The 18223-nt window shown below is 75.6% G+C and carries 18 protein-coding genes; 6 read left to right on the top strand and 12 right to left on the bottom strand.

The genetic code is table 11. The features are described from left to right. The first annotated feature begins 62 nt into the window (after positions 1 to 62). On the top strand, positions 63 to 1262 hold the full coding sequence (locus tag AC1050_RS14410) for a hydroxymethylglutaryl-CoA synthase (RefSeq protein ID WP_482388092.1): 1200 nt from the start codon (positions 63 to 65) through the stop codon (positions 1260 to 1262). A 46-nt stretch (positions 1263 to 1308) separates the two neighbouring features. On the opposite strand, the gene AC1050_RS14405 is transcribed toward AC1050_RS14410, so the two are convergent. Beyond that, positions 1309 to 3099: a hypothetical protein gene (locus AC1050_RS14405; RefSeq protein ID WP_482388091.1), complete on the bottom strand. Its 1791-nt coding sequence runs from the start codon at positions 3097 to 3099 to the stop codon at positions 1309 to 1311. A gap of 120 nt (positions 3100 to 3219) precedes the next feature. On the opposite strand from AC1050_RS14405, the gene AC1050_RS14400 reads away from it, so the two are divergent. After that, positions 3220 to 4272, top strand: a complete 1053-nt coding sequence (locus tag AC1050_RS14400; RefSeq protein ID WP_482388090.1) for a glutathione S-transferase family protein — start codon at positions 3220 to 3222, stop codon at positions 4270 to 4272. A gap of 132 nt (positions 4273 to 4404) precedes the next feature. Here the strand turns inward: AC1050_RS14400 and AC1050_RS14395 are convergent, their stop codons facing one another. The 4 genes from AC1050_RS14395 to AC1050_RS14380 form a co-directional block, all read right to left on the bottom strand. After that, positions 4405 to 5319 (bottom strand): VOC family protein, encoded by a 915-nt coding sequence (locus tag AC1050_RS14395; RefSeq protein WP_482388089.1) that lies wholly within the window; start codon positions 5317 to 5319, stop codon positions 4405 to 4407. A gap of 71 nt (positions 5320 to 5390) precedes the next feature. Continuing rightward, a complete protein-coding gene (locus AC1050_RS14390) occupies positions 5391 to 6029 on the bottom strand; it encodes a CYTH domain-containing protein (protein WP_482388088.1) in 639 nt (212 codons plus the stop codon). Positions 6030 to 6119: 90 nt separating this feature from the next. After that, complete coding sequence (locus tag AC1050_RS14385) at positions 6120 to 6728, bottom strand: GNAT family N-acetyltransferase (protein WP_482388087.1); 609 nt, start codon at positions 6726 to 6728, stop codon at positions 6120 to 6122. Next, positions 6649 to 7617 (bottom strand): DMT family transporter, encoded by a 969-nt coding sequence (locus AC1050_RS14380; RefSeq protein ID WP_482388086.1) that lies wholly within the window; start codon positions 7615 to 7617, stop codon positions 6649 to 6651. Before AC1050_RS14380 ends, AC1050_RS14385 begins: the two co-directional genes overlap by 80 nt. A gap of 69 nt (positions 7618 to 7686) precedes the next feature. On the opposite strand from AC1050_RS14380, the gene AC1050_RS14375 reads away from it, so the two are divergent. After that, positions 7687 to 8649 (top strand): GGDEF domain-containing protein, encoded by a 963-nt coding sequence (locus AC1050_RS14375; RefSeq protein WP_482388085.1) that lies wholly within the window; start codon positions 7687 to 7689, stop codon positions 8647 to 8649. Between the two features lie 13 nt (positions 8650 to 8662). On the opposite strand, the gene AC1050_RS14370 is transcribed toward AC1050_RS14375, so the two are convergent. Next, entirely contained in the window at positions 8663 to 9142 is a 480-nt protein-coding gene (locus AC1050_RS14370; protein WP_482388084.1) for an NUDIX hydrolase, read from the bottom strand. A gap of 61 nt (positions 9143 to 9203) precedes the next feature. Between AC1050_RS14370 and AC1050_RS14365 the strand changes: the two genes are divergently transcribed. Next, complete coding sequence (locus AC1050_RS14365; protein ID WP_482388083.1) at positions 9204 to 9758, top strand: putative glycolipid-binding domain-containing protein; 555 nt, start codon at positions 9204 to 9206, stop codon at positions 9756 to 9758. Positions 9759 to 9804: 46 nt separating this feature from the next. Continuing rightward, positions 9805 to 11724 carry a M48 family metalloprotease gene (locus tag AC1050_RS14360; protein WP_482388082.1) on the top strand — a complete coding sequence of 640 codons (1920 nt, stop codon included), beginning with the start codon at positions 9805 to 9807 and terminating at the stop codon, positions 11722 to 11724. A gap of 3 nt (positions 11725 to 11727) precedes the next feature. Here the strand turns inward: AC1050_RS14360 and AC1050_RS14355 are convergent, their stop codons facing one another. Together AC1050_RS14355 and AC1050_RS14350 are read right to left on the bottom strand one after the other, a co-directional pair. Continuing rightward, positions 11728 to 12582: an NAD-dependent epimerase/dehydratase family protein gene (locus AC1050_RS14355; protein WP_482388081.1), complete on the bottom strand. Its 855-nt coding sequence runs from the start codon at positions 12580 to 12582 to the stop codon at positions 11728 to 11730. Positions 12583 to 12761: 179 nt separating this feature from the next. Further along, entirely contained in the window at positions 12762 to 13610 is an 849-nt protein-coding gene (locus AC1050_RS14350) for a hypothetical protein (RefSeq protein WP_482388080.1), read from the bottom strand. Positions 13611 to 13682: 72 nt separating this feature from the next. Between AC1050_RS14350 and AC1050_RS14345 the strand changes: the two genes are divergently transcribed. Further along, positions 13683 to 14660, top strand: a complete 978-nt coding sequence (locus tag AC1050_RS14345) for a ribokinase (RefSeq protein ID WP_482388079.1) — start codon at positions 13683 to 13685, stop codon at positions 14658 to 14660. Between the two features lie 18 nt (positions 14661 to 14678). On the opposite strand, the gene AC1050_RS14340 is transcribed toward AC1050_RS14345, so the two are convergent. From AC1050_RS14340 to AC1050_RS14325, 4 genes are read right to left on the bottom strand one after another with little or no spacing between them, the layout of a single operon-like run. Further along, the gene (locus AC1050_RS14340; RefSeq protein WP_482388078.1) at positions 14679 to 15701 is read right to left on the bottom strand and encodes an ROK family protein; all 1023 of its coding nucleotides are present in this window, start codon (positions 15699 to 15701) and stop codon (positions 14679 to 14681) included. After that, on the bottom strand, positions 15698 to 16693 hold the full coding sequence (locus AC1050_RS14335; protein WP_482388077.1) for an asparaginase: 996 nt from the start codon (positions 16691 to 16693) through the stop codon (positions 15698 to 15700). The genes AC1050_RS14340 and AC1050_RS14335 overlap by 4 nt, the downstream gene beginning before the upstream one ends. Beyond that, entirely contained in the window at positions 16686 to 17579 is an 894-nt protein-coding gene (locus AC1050_RS14330; RefSeq protein WP_482388076.1) for an amino acid ABC transporter permease, read from the bottom strand. Before AC1050_RS14330 ends, AC1050_RS14335 begins: the two co-directional genes overlap by 8 nt. Further along, positions 17576 to 18220 carry an amino acid ABC transporter permease gene (locus AC1050_RS14325; protein ID WP_482388075.1) on the bottom strand — a complete coding sequence of 215 codons (645 nt, stop codon included), beginning with the start codon at positions 18218 to 18220 and terminating at the stop codon, positions 17576 to 17578. The genes AC1050_RS14330 and AC1050_RS14325 overlap by 4 nt, the downstream gene beginning before the upstream one ends. Between the last annotated feature and the right edge of the window lie 3 nt (positions 18221 to 18223).

The raw sequence follows: 18223 nt of genomic DNA, 5'->3' as shown, positions 1-18223 counted from the left end.
GGCCCGTCGGACGCAGGTCACCGCCGCGGACGACGTCCAGCCGGAGAGGATCCCACCCCGACATGCAGCTCGGCATCGACGACCTGGCGTTCGCCACCGCGGACCGGTACCTCGACCTGGCGGACCTCGCCCCGGTGCACGGCGTGGACGTCGCCAAGTACACGGTCGGCCTCGGCCAGGACCGCATGAGCGTGGCCGCGCCCGACGAGGACGTCGTGACGCTCGCCGCGGCTGGCGCGCTGCCGCTGGTCGAGGGCCTCGCCGACGACGAGCGCGCCGCGATCCGCACGGTGCTGCTGGCCACCGAGTCGGGCATCGACCAGTCCAAGTCGGCCGGCGTCTACGTGCACCGGCTGCTGGGGCTGTCGTCCGCCGCGCGCGTGGTCGAGCTCAAGCAGGCCTGCTACGCCGGCACGTCCGCGCTGCAGATGGCCCTCGCGCTGGTCGCCCGGAACCCGGAGCAGAAGGTGCTCGTCATCTGCGCCGACGTCGCCCGGTACGACGTCGGGTCCTCGGGCGAGCCGACCCAGGGCTGCGGGGCCGTCGCGATGCTGATCACCGCGAACCCGCGCCTGGTGGCGATCGAGCCCGTGTCCGGCCTGCACACCTCGGACGTCATGGACTTCTGGCGCCCGAACTACCGCACGACCGCCGTGGTCGACGGCCGGCTGTCGCTGCGGGCGTACACCGACTCGCTCACCGGCGCGTGGCAGGACTTCCGGGCGCAGGGCGGTGCCGACTTCGGCGACATCGACGCGTTCGTCTACCACCAGCCGTTCACCAAGATGGCGGTCAAGGCGCACGCGCACCTGACCAAGATCACCGGCGCCCCGCGCGACACCACCGTCATGGACGCGCAGATCGCCGACACCCTCCGGTACAACCGCGAGATCGGGAACTCCTACACGGCGTCGATGTACATCGGGCTGGTCTCGCTGCTCGACCACGCCGCGGACGACCTGGCCGGCACCCGCGTGGGCTTCTTCAGCTACGGCTCCGGCGCCGTCGGCGAGTTCTTCACCGGGGTGGTGCAGCCCGGCTACCGCGCGCACCTGCGCACCGCCGCGCACCGCCGGCTGCTCGACGAGCGGCTGCGGATCTCGCACGAGGAGTACTCCGCGATCGTCGCCCCGGTGAACCCGGTCGACGGCGGCGCGCACGACGTCGACCACGTCACCCGCGGCCCGTTCCGGCTGTCGGCGATCACCGGCCACCAGCGGGTGTACGAGCGCGCCGAGGCCGCCGCGACCGCCGTCGCCTGACGCGGAGCACCCCGAGGCGACACGGGGTGCCGCCACCCGGGAGCCGCTACTGGTAGGTGACCAGGTCCGGCACCGGCTGGACCGCGTACGTCTGCGCGGGGTCCAGCATCGGGGTGTCCTCGTCGTAGAAGTTCTTCCAGCCCCAGTGCACGTCCGGCGCACCCTGGTGCAGCGTCTGCCAGGTGCCGGCCTTCGCGGGCTGCGAGCCCTGCCCGTCGGCGTGGATGATCATCGCGAGCTCGTCGTGGCTCGTGTCGAGCCGCTCGCGGTCGGTGATCATCCGCAGCGAGAACTGGTGCAGCAGGAACATCTTCTGGGGCAGCTGCCGGTCCCGCGTGAACTGCGCGAGCCACGCCGCGGTGGCGTTGACCTCGTCGATGCCGACGGAACCGATCTGGCGCAGGTGCACCTGGTCGGGCGCGAGCCGCCACTCCGGGTCCAGCGCGAGCCCGACGTGCGGGTACTCCAGCAGCTCGGCGAACTGCTGGGCCTGCGTCACGAAGTCGGTGCGGCCGGGCTGCAGGTCGATGACGACGGCCTGCCCCGCCTCCCCCGCGGCTTCGACGAGCGGGCGCAGGTCCTCGATGCTGCGGGGCCGCGAGTACGAGTTGTCGGGCTCGGGACCGGCGGACGCGATGGTCGCGATGATCTCCAGCGTCGGGATCACGGTGTCGCCCGTCAGCGCGTCGTACGGCGCGGCGGTCTGCTGCGCGCGGGCGATCGTCGCCGGGGTGTCCTGCTCCCCCAGCACGCCGAGCGCCGGCGTGCCGGGCGTGCCGTACAGCGCGACGTAGCGCTTGCCCGGCTCGGTGGCCGGGAACACCAGCTGACCACCGCCGGGCAGCTGGACGCCGGTCGCGGCCGACGCGACGCGCGGACCCAGCCGGCGCGCGTCGCCGAACGACGACCCGACGGCGACGACCGTCGCGACGTCGGTGAGGCCCTCGACCGTCTCCGTGGTCGACCGCGGGTCCCCACCCGGCACGTCGACCACGGGCACGCCCGCGGCGCGGGCCGTGGCCGCGGCGATCGCGGTGCCGGCGACGTCGGTGGCGGTGTCGACCAGCAGGGCGGCGGCCCGCGGGGCCTGCGGCGCCTCGACCGTGGTGGTCGCGGCCCCGAGGAGGGCCGGGCGGTCCTCGGCGTCGCCGGCGGGCTCGTCGGTCGCCTCGCCCGTCGCCTCGCCGGTCGGCGTCGCGGTCGCCCGCGGCTCGCCCTCCGGTGCGGCCAGCAGCACCGGCTCCGGCCGCTCCAGCGCGGCCACGGCGTCGACCAGGCCGGCCGGCTGCACGTCCTGCTGCTCGCCCAGCTGGACGCCCAGGTCCGCGAGCGCCTCGGCGTCCGTCCCGTCGACCGGGTGGGTCCGGACCTCGCCGGGGACGTCGGCGTCGGGCACGTCGCCCAGCAGCACCACCTCGGTGGTGCCGAGCCGCGCGAGCTCGTCGGCGACCGCGTCGTCGCCGGCCACCAGGACCGGTGAGCCCAGCGCGACCGCGACCGACGCCGCCGGCGCCACGAGCTCCGGCGCGTCCTGCGCGACCAGCACCGCCACGGGGGCCTCGGCGAACAGCGCCTCGCTCACGGCGACGGCCGTGCCGGCCGCGTCGCCGTCGGGCACGACGGTCGTCGCCGCGTCCGGCAGCGCGACCGTGGACCGCAGCACCACCGGCGTGGCCGAGGGCTCGGGGCTCGGGCTGTCCGTCGAGCCGCCGGTGCACGCCGCCAGCAGCCCGGCGACGGCGAGCAGCGCGGTGCCGGCACGCAGGCCGGAGCGGCGGCTCGGGGGCCCGTCGGGGCGGGGCGCGCGGGGTCGGGACGGGTACGTCGAGGTGAGCACGGGTCTCCGGGGGTCGAGGACGGGGACCCGGCCACTGTAGGCAGCACCGCCCACGGGCCGCGACGTCGGTCGCCCGCCCCGACGAGCGCCGCACCCGCACGAGGCGGGATGATCGTGGGCATGACCACGGGCCCCACCCAGCAGGAGTTCAGCACCGCCGGCGCGTACGTGACGACCGGCGAGGAGTTCGTCCGCGACCAGAGCTACATCACCACGCGGATCACCGCGGACGGCCGGGACGGCTACCCCGTGGAGCCCGGCCGGTACCGGCTGGTGGTCTCCAGGGCGTGCCCGTGGGCCAACCGCGCGATCATCGTGCGCCGCCTGCTCGGCCTGGAGGACGTGCTGTCGATGGGCGTCTGCGGGCCGACGCACGACGCGCGGTCCTGGACCTTCGACCTGGACCCGGGCGGGGTCGACCCGGTGCTCGGCATCCCCCGGATCCAGGACGCGTACTTCCGCCGGTTCCCGGGCTACGAGAAGGGCATCACGGTCCCGGCCGTCGTCGACGTGCCGACCGGCGCCGTCGTGACGAACGACTACGCGCAGCTGACCCTCGACCTGTCGACCGAGTGGACCGCCTTCCACCGCGAGGGCGCCCCCGACCTGTATCCCGAGCACCTGCGCGACGAGATCGACCAGGTGACCCGGGCGGTGTTCACCGACGTGAACAACGGCGTCTACCGCTGCGGGTTCGCGGGCTCGCAGGAGGCGTACGAGCGCGCGTACCGGCGGCTGTTCTCCCGCTTGGACCAGCTCTCCGAGCGTCTCGAGCACCAGCGCTACCTGGTCGGCGACACGATCACCGAGGCCGACGTGCGGCTGTTCACCACCCTGGTCCGGTTCGACGCGGTCTACCACGGGCACTTCAAGTGCAACCGGTCCAAGCTCACCGAGATGCCGGTGCTCTGGGCCTACGCCCGGGACCTCTTCCAGACCCCGGGCTTCGGCGACACCATCGACTTCGACCACATCAAGCGGCACTACTACGTGGTGCACGAGGACCTGAACCCGACGCAGATCGTGCCCGCCGGCCCGGACCTGAGCGGCTGGCTGACGCCGCACGGGCGCGAGCAGCTGGCCGGCCGGCCGTTCGGCGACGGCACCCCGCCCGGCCCGGTGCGGGACGCGGAGCGCGTCGACCCGGCGCACACGGCGGGCGCCGCGCGCTGAGCGGAGCGGAGCGCCCGAGGTCGTCACAACCCGGCGAGGTCGTCACTCACGAGTGACGACCTCGCCGACGTGTGACGACCTCGCGCACCGGGACGGGCCCGCGCGGCCGGGGACAGGCCCGCGGCGGACGCGTTACGCGGCGGCGGGGCGGACGCGGACCACGTTGCGCCACGGGTCGTCGAACGTCACGGTGGCGCCGTCGTCGCGCACCGCGACCCTGTGCGACGCCAGGCGCTCGCGCAGGGCGCCCACGTCGTCCGTCCCCGGCACCACCAGGGTGACCTCGCCGAGGCCGAGCGAGCTCGCCCGCGGTCCGGCGCCGGCGGAGTTCCACGTGTTCATCGCCATGTGGTGGTGGTACCCGCCGGCCGACACGAACAGCGCGCCGTGCCACTCGGCCATCACGTCGAACCCGAGCGCGTCCACGTAGAACGCCCGCGCCCCCGCGACGTCGCCCACCTGCAGGTGCACGTGCCCGACGACCGGCCGGCCGGCCGGCGCGGCGAGGGCCGCGTCGGTGACGTGGCCGCGGATGAAGTCGTTCGGGTCCAGCCGCAGCGAGTCCATCTGCACCCGGCCCTGGTCGTCGTAGCCCCAGAGGTCGCGCGCCCGGTCCCAGTACAGCTCGACGCCGTTGCCCTCGGGATCGGTCAGGTAGAACGCCTCGGACACCAGGTGGTCCGCGCTGCCGACGAACGTCTGCGGCGCCCGGGCGGCGACCGACGCGAGCGTGGCGGCGAGCGCCTCCTGGGTGTCGAACAGGATCGCGGTGTGGAACAGGCCCGCCTGGCCGCGGGCGGTCGGCGGCAGGTCGGGCATGTGCCGGAGCACCACCAGCGGCTGGGTGCCGCGGCCGAGCACCACGACGTCGGGACGGCCGACGCCTTCGATCCGCTCGTCGGGGCGCTCGACGACCTGCAGGCCGAGCACGTCGCGGTAGTAGCGCAGCTGCAGGTCGAGGTCCCCGACCAGCAGGGTGACGGGACCCATCGCGGTGTCGGCGGCGAGCCGGTCCTGCGGGAGCGGGGAGAGCGGGGCTGCGGTCATGGAAGCGACAATAGTTGATGCTTCAATCGAAAGCCAGCCACGCCGAGGCACCCGTCCGGCGCACGGGCGGGTCAGCCCCGGCGCTGCACGTCGTTGCGGCCGAAGTCCTGCAGGAACCGCGGCCCACGTCGGGCCAGCTCGCGCTCGAACTCCCCCGCCCAGCCGGCGTAGGGCGCACGCGCGAGCCCGTCGTTGGCGAACCGCGGGTCGTCGGTGACCTCCGTCTCGCAGAACGCCGGGATCTGCAGGTCCGTGACCGGCCCGGAGCGCTCGCACTCGGCGATGACCAGCGGGCTGTTGGCGCCGCCGAACACGTCGACCACCCAGCCGTCGGCACCGAGCCACACGGAGTAGCGGTTCTTGACGATGCGGTGCCCGCCGCGGCGGATCGTCTCGATGCCGACGGTGACGTCGATCTCGCGCTCCGCCTCGTAGCGGGTGCCGACGTTCATCGGGCCCTTGAGCGTCAGCGCGCAGAACTCGAACCGGTCCCCGACCTCCTCCAGCACCGCCAGCGCGTCGGAGTCCGGGCCGAGCGGCAGCCGCAGCCCGGACGCCTGCACCCGCAGCCGCAGCGCGTAGCCGTCCTGGGCGAGGAAGTACGACTGGACGATCAGCACCGGGTCCGGCTCGGCCAGCAGCTCGGCCGGCGGCGTGCGCACGAAGAACCGGCGCTCGAACTCGAAGTCGCCGTAGCCGGTGTCGCTCACCCCGGGTCCTCCTCGTGCGGTCGGTGCGGCCGGGTGCCGCTGCCGGTCACGGTACGCGACCCCCGCCGCCGCGTACCGGCGCCACGGCGGTCAGCCGGCCGGGCGCAGGTCCATCCCGAGCGTGCGGCCCCAGGGGTGGGTGTCGAGGGTGCGGAACCCGACGCGCTCGTAGAAGGCGATCGCCCCGGTGTTCTCCGCGGCGACGCCGAGGTGCAGGCCGGGCACGCCCCGATCACGCAGGGCGTCGGCGAGCGTCGTGATGAGCACCCGGCCCAGCCCCTGACCCTGCGCCCGGGGCAGCAGGTCGATGTGCAGGTGCGCGGGGTACCGGTCCGTGACGGCCGCGGCGTACTCCCCGCCGTGGTGCACGGTGTGCAGCAGCTCGTGGTCCCGGGTGCCGTCCTGGGCCGGGCGCAGCGGCAGCCGCTCGCGCAGGGCGGGCCACCAGTGTGCCTCCTGCCAGCGGGCGAACGCCTGGGAGTCCGCGGTGCCGACGACGTAGCCGACCACGACGCCGTCGTCGTCGGTGACGACCCAGGTCAGGGTGGGGTCCGCGACCGGGTAGGGCGCGGCGTACACGTGCCCCAGCAGGTCGGGGTCCCGGTACACGGCGGTGGCGTCAGTGCCCGCGTCGCCCGTCAGCAGGCACACCCGGTACATCCCCGGCAGGTCGCACGTCGCGAACGGTCTCAGCCGCATGGTCCGGGACCCTACCGGGCCGCTCCCGCACCAGGAGCACCCCGCCGAGCACCAGCACGCCGCCGACCACCTGCGCCGCACCGAGCGCGTACCCCGTCAGCGCGCTGATCAGGACGGTGAAGACGGTGATGAGGTTCAGGTAGGACCCGGCCTCGGCCGGGGGCACCCGGCGCAGCGCCAGGTTCCACAGCAGGTACGACCCGACGGACGGCAGCACCGCGATGACCAGCAGCGCGACGGTCGCGTCGCGGCTGCTCGGCCAGTGCACCTGCCCGGCGGCGGCGAACGGCGCCATCACCAGCGCGGCGATCGAGGCCTGCACGGCGGTGGACGCGATCGGCGGCACGCCCGCCAGCGAGCGCCCGCCGATCGTGTAGACGCTCCAGACGACGATCGCGCCCACCATCAGCAGGTCGCCGACGTTCAGCTCCAGGGAGGTCAGCCCGGTCGGTCGGCCGCCCGTGATGACGACCAGCACCCCGACCAGGCCCACGACCATCCCGAGCGCGGCCCGGCGCGAGGGCGCCCGCCGCACCACGGCGGCACCGAGCAGCGCGATCAGCGCCGGGTTCAGCGCGTTCACCAGCGACGCGTTCACGGACGACGTGTGCTGCAGCGCCGTGTAGACGAACAGGGCGTACCCGACCATCCCGAGCAGCGACAGCACCAGCTGCCGGGGCCAGGTCCGCAGCACCGCGCGCCAGTCCGGCCGCTCCACCACCTGGGCGATGACCAGCAGGGGCACGGCGGCGATGGCCCAGCGCAGCGCCGTCAGGGCGACCGGGCTCATCTCCCGGACGGCGACCGCGCCGAGCACGTAGTTGCCCGCCCAGAACAGCGTCGCCCCGACGAGCGCCACGACGGGTCCGGTCCGGGCGGGAAGAGGCACCGCAGGAGCGTACGCGTCTCACCCGGCGCGGGAGTCACCGCGGGCCCCGGCGATGCCGACGAACCGGACATGAGCCTGTCCGACGCCCCGGCCCCGCGGCTGTACGCCACGCGGGGGCACCTGGCGTGCGCGCTCGGGCTGATGGCGGTGCTGGTCGTGGGCGGCGGGTTCTGGCCGCTGAGCGACGAGACGCCGGTCGGGCGCTGGTACGCGGTCGCCGGGCTGATGGTCGCGCTCGCCGGGCTGGTCCTGGTGGTGCCGACCCGGCCCTGGGTGATGCCGGGCGCGCTCGCCGTCGCGCTGCTCGGGGCCGGGGTGCTCATCGCCTCGTGCCGCACGGCCGAGGGGCTGGTGGTCCTGTCGCTCGGCGTCATCACGGCGGCGCAGTACGCGGCGTACGCGTTCCGGACCCGGGTGGCGGCGGCGCTCGTCGCGCTCGCGCTCGGGGTCGTGACGGCCGGGATGCTGGTCGCCCCCGCGCCGTTCCACGTCATGTCCTGGCTCGTCGTGTTCGTCATGACGCTCGCCAGCACCTCGTTGCTCGGCTACGTCACCCACTGGCTGCGCCGGCACGCCAGCACGGACGACCTGACCGGCGCGTTGACCCGGGGCGCGCTGCTGCAACGGCTCGACGAGCAGCTGCGCGAGGCGCACCGCACCGGTGCCGCCCTGTCGGTCGTGTCCGCCGACGTCGACGACTTCAAGACCGTCAACGACACCCGGGGGCACCTGGCCGGCGACGAGGTGCTCGCCGGGCTGGTCGCGACCTGGCGTGCCGCGCTCGGCTCCTGCGCCTGCATCGGCCGGGTCGGCGGCGACGAGTTCGTGGTGGTGCTGCCCGGACGGGACGCCGACGCGGCTGCCCGCTGGGTGTCGGGGACGCGGGCGCGGTCGGCCGCACCGTGGAGCGCGGGGATCGCCTCGGCCGCGCCCGGCGACACCGTGCGGGACCTCCTGGACCGGGCGGACGTCGCGCTCTACGAGGCCAAGCGCGCCCGCGGCCAGGCGCGGCTGCCGCGCCAGGGCCGCTGAGGCCCGGCCGGCCTCAGACGGCGAACCGCGTGGCCGTCTCCGGCGCCAGGGCGTGCGCGACCCGCGCCCGCATCTCCGCCGACATCTCCGGCAGCGCGGACACGGGGAACCAGCGCGCGTCCGTGTTCTCGCCGTCGCCCGGCCCCGGCTCGCCCGAGACCCACCGGAACCGGAACGTCAGGTCCAGGTACTGCGACCGGTCGCCGTTGGGATAGGTCATCGGCGCCAGGGTGTGCACCCAGGCGAGCCGCTCGGCGACGGCCACCACCTCGGCCTCCTCCAGCACCTCGCGGGCACCCGCGACGGCCGGCTCCTCCCCCGGGTCGATGATCCCCGTCACCGGCGTCCACGCCCCGTTGTCCGCCCGCTTCACCAGCAGCACCTCGTCGCCGTCGGCACCGGGCCGGACGACCACGGCGCTCACGCCGGAGAGCCAGAGCAGGTCGTGGCCGATCTTCTCGCGCAGGTCGAGGACGAAGTCAGGTGTGGGCACGGCCCCGATCGTACGGGCGGCACCCTTCCACCCCGGCGACGACCCGTGCTTGAGTGGTGGCGTGCTCGCGGATCTCCCGGTGCGGGCGGCGTGGCGGTTCGTCGACGCCGTCGACGGGTTCGAGGTGGTGCACCCCGGACCCGGGCTGCTGCGCGGCCACACGTCCGCGCTCGAGGCGGGGCTGACCTACGCCGTCCGGTACGAGATCGCGCTGGACGACGCCTGGCGCACCCGCGAGGCGCGCGTGTGGTCGGACACCGTCGACGGCCCGCGCGCCACCGTGCTGCGCTCCGACGGACGGGGCACCTGGACCGTGGACGGCGTGACGGCACCGCACCTCGACGGGCTGCTCGACGTCGACCTCGAGGCCTCGGCGTGCACCAACACCCTGCCGGTGCACCGGCTGGACCTGCCGGTCGGCGACGTGGTCGTGGCACCGGCGGTGTACGTCCGCGCGCTGGACCTGTCGGTCGTGCGCCTGGAGCAGACGTACCGCCGCCGGCCGGACGGGCGGTTCGACTACACGTCGCAGGGCGGCGCGTTCGAGGCGGTGCTGACCTACGACGACGCCGGCCTGGTGCTGGACTACCCGGGCATCGCGGTCCGCGTCACCTGACCGGCGGGCGCACGGGCGACCGCGCCGCTGCTAGCGTCCCCGCCCGATGGTCACCACACTGCGCGCCGCGCTGAGCCTGGTCATGCTCGCCGGCTTCTACCTCGTCTCCGTCGGCCTGGTCGTCGGGCTCGGCTGGCTCAGCGTCCTCGCGTTCAGCAGCGAGCACGCCCGCGGCGCGGGCTACCTCGCGCTGCTCGCGGTCGTCCTGGCGTTCGGCATCGTGTCCGCGCTGTGGAAGGTCGCGCGCGCGAAGTCCGCTCCTCCCGAGGGCGTCGAGGTGCCCGAGCGCGCCGCCCCCGAGCTCTGGACCGTCGTGCGCGAGCTGGCCGCCGCGGCCGGCACCCGCGCCCCCGACGAGATCCGGCTGGTGCCGGAGGTCAACGCCGCGGTGTCGGAGGAGGCGCGCCTGCTCGGGCTCGTCGGCGGCCGGCGCCGGATGTACCTCGGGGTGCCGCTGCTGCAGGCGCTCGACGTCGCGCAGCTGCGCTCGGTCCTCGCGCACGAGCTCGGCCACTACTCGCGCAGCCACACCCGGCTCGGCCCGCTGACCTACCGCGGGCGCGCCGTCGTCCTGGCCACGGTGCAGGAGCTCGCCGGGACCGTGGTCGGCTGGCTGCTGCTCGGGTACGCGCGGCTGTACCTGCTGGTGTCGGCCGCGGTCAGCCGGCGCCAGGAGCTGGAGGCGGACGAGATCTCGGTGCGGGTGGCCGGCCGCGCCGTCGCCCAGGAGGCGCTGCACGAGACCGAGGTGGTCGCCGCCGCCTGGTCGTTCTACACGGGCACCTACGTCGCCCCCGCCTTCGAGGCCGGCTACGCGACCACGCCGCACGCGTTCTTCGGCGGGTTCGAGCAGCTGCTGCGCGCTCGCACCGACGAGCTCGCGGAGCTGCGCGGCGGCGCCCCCGACGCGACGCAGACCCGCTGGGACAGCCACCCGTCGCACGCGGTCCGCATCGCCACGATGACGCGGGTGCCCGACGTGCACCGGGCCCGGGACACCCGCCGGGCGACGCTGCTCGTGCCCGGCTTCCCCGATGCCGCCGCCCTCGTCTCCGCGGGCGCGCTGCGGTTCGAGGACCGGCAGCAGCTCGACTGGCCGGACCTGGGCGCGGCGGCGACCACCCGGAACCGGCAGCGCACCGCCGACGGCGTGTACCGCGCCGCGTCGCGGGTGGCCGGCGTCCCGCACGCGTCGGTCGCGACCGTGCTCGCGCTGGTCGAGCACGGCCGGGCGGCCCCGCTCGCCGCCGAGCTCGGGCTCGCGCTCCCGTCGGGCGCCGCGGCGCCGGCCCCGCCCCGCCCGGCTCGCCGCGGTGCCGACCCCGGACCCGACGAGCCCGGCACGCTGGTGGACGCGCTCGAGGTCGTCGTGGCGACGGCCGCCGTGCAGGCCGGGATCGCCCGCTGGGAGCAGCCGTGGGTCGGCGGGCCGCGGCTGGTCGACCGGCACGGCGCCCCGATCGACCCGCGCCCGCTCGCCGCCCTCGCGGCTGACCCGGGCACGGTCGGCGACGCCCGCCGGCACCTGGCCGCGCTGCACGTCGACGTCGAGCGGGCCGGCCAGGCCGCCGTGCAGAAGGACGCGCTCGGCGCGCAGCTGCTCGGTGCCGTGTCCTCGGTGCAGGTCGACCGCGTGCGGCACGACGTGTACGTGCTGGACGAGGGGCTGGTGCTGGTCCCGGCGCCGTTCCGGGGCTCCGGGCCGAAGCGGATGCGCGCGCTGCTGGAGAGCACCACCGTCGCCGGGCTCGCCGCGCAGTTCCGCTACCTGCCGTACGAGGAGGTCGCGACGGCGACCGTGTGGAGCCGCGTCCCGCTGCGGGCCCGGCTGGCGCTCAAGCGCGGCGGCACCGTGCGGCTCCGGGCGACGATGCGGTCCCAGGACCTCGGCGGCGGGGCGGCCGTGCTGGCGGCCGCCGTGACGAGCCTGCGGGTCCGGCGGTCGACGGTGCCGACCCCCGCCTGACCGTCAGGCCCGCGGCACCTCGTCGCGCCAGGAGTGCTGCGGCTCGAAGCCGAGCAGTTCGCGGGCGCCGTCGATCGCCAGCAGCGTCTCGAACACGCCCAGCTCGCGCCGGACCTCGACGCCCGGGAACTCGGCCGCCAGCAGCGCGGCCGAGGGCGTGTCCATGATCGTGTCGGCCGCCGCGATGATGACGTTCCGGGACCCGGTGGTCTCGACCTCCAGCGCCAGCCGGAAGGCCGTCGCCGCGTCCCGCACGTCGATGTAGCCCCACAGGTTCCACCGGCGCTTCGCGGGGTCGTCCTGGAACGACGGCACCTGCGCGTACGCCTCCGGCGGGAACACGTTGGACAGCCGCAGCCCCACGAACGGGATGCCCGACCACTCCGAGACCTGCGCGGCGACGTCCTCGCTGAGCACCTTCGACAGCGCGTAGGTCGTCGTCGGGTACGGGAAGTGCGCCTCGTCGACCGGTGCGTAGCGCGGCGGGACGTCGAACGGCAGGCCGAGCGTCGTCTCGCTCGACGCCCACACCACCTTGCGCAGCCCCAGCCGCTGCGCCGCCAGGAACACGTTGTCGTTGGCGGCGAGGTTCCGGTTGAGGGTGTCCGGCGGGGACTCCATCCCCGGCTGCGGGATGTTGGCCAGGTGCACCACCGCGGAGCAGCCCGCGAGCGCCTCGACGGCCTGCCCGTAGTCGGACAGCTCGGCGCGCATCACGTCCACGCCCAGCCCGGCACGCTCGCCGAACGGTCCCTGCACGTCGGTCGCGTGCACGGCGTACCCGTGCGCGACCAGGTCCTGCACCACCGCGCGGCCCACCTTGCCCAGCGCGCCGGTCACGGCGACGGTCTCGGTCATGGCGGTCATCCTCGCCCGGCCGCGCCCGCCCGTCCACCGCGGCGGCCCGGCTCGCACGCCGGGACCCCGCCCACCGCGAGAGAGGACGTCCCCGTCGAGATCGGGCATACGGGAGTCCTATCTCGACGCTCAGGCCCTACTTCGACGCCGGCGCCCTGTCTCGGCTACCGGCTCCGGGGTCAGCGCTCGCCCAGGAGCCGGCGGCGACCCGCCTCCCCCGCCAGCTCCGGCCGGGCGGCGGGTGTCCGGCAGTAGTGCTCCAGCGCGGCGACGACCGTCGGCACGTCGACGGGGAACGCGGGTCCCGGGATGTCGAGCTGGGGCCGCGGCGGCGTGGGCGCGTGCAGGAACCGCGCGCGTCGCCGCAGGTGCCACGACTCCGGTTCCCGCACCCCGACCAGGCGCACCACGACCCACTGGTTGTCGTGCTCGATCTCGACGCGCCGGACGTCGTCCCAGTCGAGCCACGCGTCGCCGCCCAGGCCGGTGACCCCGATGCCGAGCGGGTTCAGCACCAGGCGCAGCGGCCGCGCGAGCTCGATCGCCTTGTCGGGCAGGGCGAGCAGCAGCGGGGCCACCACGACGGGCGGCAGCCACCACCACGCCTGCCCGGCCCGGAGCAGCCCGACGGCCGTGGCCGCCGCCGCGACGACGACGACCACCGAGACGAACACCGGCTGCCGGTGGAACGTGGTGCGCCAGGTCACGACCACCGACGGCAGGCCGGCCACGGTCTCGACCGCCACCCTGCGCGGGTCCTGCCGGGGCACGTGCAGGTAGTTCCGGTAGAACGTCCCGGTCACCACCAGCCAGGCGAGCGCGCCGACGACCGCGCCGGTGCTGACCCACGGCTCCCAGGCGCCCGGCCGGGACGGCCGCGCGAGCATGCCGCCGGCGACGACGAGCAGCCACCCGCTGAGCGCGACGCACAGCACGAGCACGCACCAGTAGACGCCCCGCGCCGATCCGCCGACGGCGTCCAGCCGGCGTGCCCCGTTGTCGACCATCCCGCCCAGGATGCCTGACACGACACGGTCGGCGGCGACCACCCGAGGGGCCGGGACTGGCAGACTCGCGGCGACGTCGTCGAGGAGGACACGATGAACCAGCAGGCCAGGGCTGTGCGGCCGACCCATGACGTCGTCGTCGTCGGCTCGGTGAACGCCGACCTGCTCACCCGGGTGGAGCAGCACCCGGCGCCGGGCGAGACCGTGGCCGGCCGGACCCTCTCCGTGCTGCCGGGCGGCAAGGGCGCGAACCAGGCCGTGGCCGCCGCACGGCTGGGGGCCCGCACCGCGCTGGTCGGCGCGGTGGGCACGGACGGGTTCGCGGAGCCGGCGCTCGCCGGGCTGCGGGCCGCCGGGGTGGACCTCGGCGCCCTGGCGGTGCACGCCGGGCCCACCGGGCTCGCGCTGGTGACGGTCGCCGACGACGGCGAGAACACGATCGTCGTGGTGCCGGGCGCGAACGCGCGCGTCGACGCCGCAGCCGTCGCCGGGCACGCGGACCTGGTCGCCGGGGCCGCCGTGGTGCTGGTCCAGGGCGAGATCCCGCGCTCCGGCACCGAGCGGGCGGCCGCCGCGACCACGGGCCGGCTGGTGGTGAACCTGGCGCCCGTCGTCGACGTCGACCCTGCCGTCCTGCTCCGGGCGGACCCGCTCGTGGTCAACGAGCACGAGGGCCCGCGCGTGCTCGCGGCGCTGCGCCGCGCGACGTCCTGGACCGCATCCGCGCCCGCACCCGAGCCGGCACCCCCGGGCGCACCGGGCGCGTCGGAGGGCGACGTCGTGGACGGGCTGCTCGCCCAGGGCGTGCCCTCGGTCGTGCTGACGCTGGGCGCGCGCGGTGCGATCGTCGCCACCCGCGCCGGCCGGGTCCACGTGCCCGCACCGCGCGTCCCGGTGGTCGACACGACCGGGGCGGGCGACGCCTTCGTGGGCGCGCTGGCGCGCCTGCTCGCCGACGGCCGGGACCTGGTGGCGGCCACCGAGGTCGCCGTGCGCGCGGGGGCGTTCGCCGTCGGGCGCGAGGGCGCGCAGCCGTCGTTCCCGTCGGCGACGGACCTCCTGGCGCCCTGACCGGTCGCTCCCCCGGGCTCAGCCCGCCGTCGCCGCCGCGCTCCGGTCGAGCAGCACGCCGGCGTCCCACGTCGCCGGCACGTCACCGTGCCCGGCGTGCCGGAACGCCAGCACGGAGGCGCCGATCCGGCCGCCGTGCGCGCCGAGCTGCGCCACCCGCACCGGGGGCGCGGCCCGCCACGCGAGCCCGGCGTCCAGCCCCGCCAGGGCGGGGGTCAGCAGCCGGTCCCCGGCGGCCAGGAACCCGCCGCCGAGCACGATCACGGCCGGGTCCAGCAGCAGCGTGACCGTGACAAGGCCCTGCGCCAGCACCCGCACGGCGTCGCCCCAGACGGCGTCGGCGTCGGGGTCCGTGCCGACCAGGCCGACGACCTGCTCGGCCCGCAGCGACCGCCCCGTGCGCGCCGCGTACCGCCGTGCCACGCCGGCTCCCGACACGTAGACCTCCAGGCACCCGCGCTGCCCGCAGGCGCACGGCTCCCCGTCGGGCACCACCGGGATGTGGCCGATCTCGCCCGACCCGCCGGTCGCTCCTGCCACGGCCGCGCCGGCCGAGGTCAGCGACGCGGCGACGCCCGTCCCGATCGTGATCAGCGTGACGTCCGCGTACCCCCGGGCGGCCCCGTACAGCTGCTCGGCCAGGCCCGCGGCCCGCACGTCGTGCCCGGTGGCGACCGGCATGCCGAGGTCGGCGGCCAGCCGGTCCCGGAGGGGCAGGTCGCGCCAGCCGAGGTTCGACGCGTACGCGACCACACCGGTGCGCTCGTCCAGCAGCCCCGGCGTCACCACGCCCGCCGCGACGACGTCGAGGCCCAGAGCCGGGGCGTCGTCGCGCAGCTCCCGGACCGCTTCGGCGACGGCCTGCACCGCCGCGTCACCGGATCCCGACGTCCGGGTGACCGTCCGGCGTGCCCGCCCGTCGGCGCCGACCAGCGCCGCCTTGGCGGTGGTCCCGCCCACGTCCACGGCCACGACGGCCCGGGGGTCGGCGGCGGGCGCCGTCGCGGACCCGTGCCGGCGCGGTCGGTCGTCGACCCTCACGCGGCGGACCCGGCGCGCGCCGCGGCCCAGTCCTCGATCGCGGCACCGGGCAGGATCGCGCCCACGGGGACCCCGCCGCCGAGCACGGGCGCCGACGCGAACGCCGCCGCGCCGGACACGTCGACGCCCAGCGCCTCGAGCACGCGCAGCGCGACCACGGTCGTGGCGCGCGGCGAGCCGTCCACCATCTTCATGGCCACCGACTGGCCGGTCCGCGCCGCGACGCCGATGACGCCCTCGGCGCCGCCCTTGGCCACCGCGCCGGGCACGCCGCGCATGACCTCGCTGTTCTGGTGCCCGGAGCCGCCGACGTAGAACGGGTGCCGGCGCATCGCGTCCGCGACCTGCCCCGCGGGGGTGCCCGGCTCAGCGGTCGCGAAGAACCGGAACGCGGTCGCCAGCCCGAGGACCGTGGTGCCGAACAGCGGCGCCCCGCAGCCGTCGACCGCGTCGTGCCGGACGTCGAGGCCGGTGACCTCGGCGGTCGTGCGGCGGACGTGCTGCTGCAGCGGGTGCTCCGCGGACAGGTAGTCGGCGGTGCTCCACCCGTTGGTGGCGCAGGCCAGCAGCATCGCGGCGTGCTTGCCGGAGCAGTTCATCCGGACCCGGCTGCGCTCCTCGTGGTCGCGGATCAGGCGCACGCGGGTGCCCTCGTCCTCGGGCCAGTCGACCGGGCAGCCCAGCGCGTCGTCGTCCAGACCGGCGCGCTCCAGCAGCGACCGCACCACGCGGACGTGCTCGTCCTCGCCGGTGTGGCTGCCGGCGGCGATGGCCAGCTCGGGGCCGGTCAGCGGTGCGCCCGCCGTCAGGCAGGCGAGCGCCTGCACGGGCTTGGTGGTCGACCGCGGCAGCACGGTGCCGTCCAGGTCGCCGACCGCGAGCGCGACCGAGCCGTCGGCGTCGAGCGCGACCAGGGTGCCGAGGTGCCGGCTCTCGACGATCCCGGAGCGGGTGACGACGGCGAGCTCGGCGAGGGCGGTGGTGTCAGGCACGGAGGGTCTCCAGGTCGGGGGTCGGGGCGGCGCCGCCGGCGCCGGTGGGCGCGGACGAGGCGGGTGTGCGGCGCTTCAGACGGTCCTGCAGGCGCGACGCCAGCGCGGACAGCGAGCCGTTGCACACCAGGTAGATCACGGTCACGGCGAGGAACGTCTGCACCAGCAGCCGGTTGTACGAGGACAGCACCTGCGCCCGGTACAGCAGCTCCGTGAACGCGACGACGTAGCCGAGCGAGGTGTCCTTGATCAGGCTGACCAGCTGAGTGACCAGCGACGGCGTGACGTTGCGGACGGCCTGCGGCAGCACGACCAGGCGCATCACCTGGTGCCGGCGCATGCCGAGGCTGAGCGCCGCCTCCGTCTGGCCCTTCGGCAGGCTGAGGATGCCGGCGCGCACGATCTCCGCGATGACGGCGGAGTTGGCGATGGTCAGCGGCACCACGAGCTTCCACAGCACCGGCAGGTTGATCCCGTACCGCGGCAGGCCGAACAGCATCAGGTAGATGAGCAGCAGCACCGGCACGGTGCGACCGAACTCGATCAGGCCGGTGGCGATCCAGCGCAGCGGCCGCACGTGGCTGATCCGGCCGAGCGCCAGCAGCACGCCGATGGCGCCGCCCAGCACCGCGACGACCGCGGCGGCCTGCAGGGTGCCGCCGAGGCCGACCAGCAGGTACTCCCAGATCGGCCACTGCAGGAACGGCGTCCACCGGTCGGCGTCGAGCTGCCCGTGGGACGCGAACTGCGCCAGCCCGGCGGCGACGAGCCCGAGCAGCACCAGGACGCTGAGCACCGACGCGATCAGGATGCGCCGGCGGGTGCGCGGACCGGGCGCGTCGTACAGGAAGGAGCTGGCCGGGTTCCGGCCCGTGGAGGTGCTCACCGGGCGATCGCCACCTTCTTCTCGATGCGGCCGGCCGTGAGCCCGATCGCGAGCGCGATGGCCATGTAGACCAGGCCCGCGCCGGCGAAGATCGGGATGGGCTGGGCCTCGACCAGGTTGACCTTGTTGACCGCCGAGGTGAGCTCGACGACGCCGACCGTGGCGGCCAGCGCGGAGTTCATCACCAGGGCGATCATGACGTTGCCGAGCGGCTGCACGACCGCGCGCAGCGCCTGCGGCACGACGACGAGCCGGAGGATCTGCGGCAGGCGCAGACCCAGCGCGCGGGCGGCCTCGAGCTGGCCCGGCGGGATGGTGTTGATGCCGCTGCGCACCGCCTCGGCCACGTACGCGGCCTCGTAGACGGCCAGCACGACGATGGCCGTCGTGGTCAGCGGCATGATGATGCCGGCGTCCGGCAGCGCGAACACCGCGAGCAGCAGCAGCGCCAGCAGCGGGACGTTCACGAAGAACTGCACGTAGCCGAACGCGGCACCGCGCAGCACCGGCACCGGGCTCACGCGGGCGATCGTCACCAGCGTGCCCAGCACGAGCGCGGCGACCCCGGCGACGAGCGTGATCACCACGGTCGTGCCCAGGGCCCGCAGCAGCGGGTCGAGGTTGTCCAGCAGGACCTGCATGTC

This window comes from Cellulomonas sp. NEAU-ZC6, from assembly GCF_056844425.1.
The sequence above is the reverse complement of the archived record's forward strand: the minus strand, read 5'-3'. Positions and strand labels throughout refer to the sequence as shown.

Excerpts from the sequence above, each read along its gene's own strand:
- AC1050_RS14410 (WP_482388092.1), top strand. The coding sequence starts at position 63 with ATGCAGCTCGGCATCGACGACCTGGCGTTCGCCACCGCGGACCGGTAC.
- AC1050_RS14400 (WP_482388090.1), top strand. The coding sequence starts at position 3,220 with ATGACCACGGGCCCCACCCAGCAGGAGTTCAGCACCGCCGGCGCGTAC.
- AC1050_RS14395 (WP_482388089.1), bottom strand. The coding sequence starts at position 5,319 with ATGACCGCAGCCCCGCTCTCCCCGCTCCCGCAGGACCGGCTCGCCGCC.
- AC1050_RS14385 (WP_482388087.1), bottom strand. The coding sequence starts at position 6,728 with ATGCGGCTGAGACCGTTCGCGACGTGCGACCTGCCGGGGATGTACCGG.
- AC1050_RS14375 (WP_482388085.1), top strand. The coding sequence starts at position 7,687 with ATGAGCCTGTCCGACGCCCCGGCCCCGCGGCTGTACGCCACGCGGGGG.
- AC1050_RS14360 (WP_482388082.1), top strand. The coding sequence starts at position 9,805 with ATGGTCACCACACTGCGCGCCGCGCTGAGCCTGGTCATGCTCGCCGGC.
- AC1050_RS14355 (WP_482388081.1), bottom strand. The coding sequence starts at position 12,582 with ATGACCGAGACCGTCGCCGTGACCGGCGCGCTGGGCAAGGTGGGCCGC.
- AC1050_RS14345 (WP_482388079.1), top strand. The coding sequence starts at position 13,683 with ATGAACCAGCAGGCCAGGGCTGTGCGGCCGACCCATGACGTCGTCGTC.
- AC1050_RS14325 (WP_482388075.1), bottom strand. The coding sequence starts at position 18,220 with ATGCAGGTCCTGCTGGACAACCTCGACCCGCTGCTGCGGGCCCTGGGC.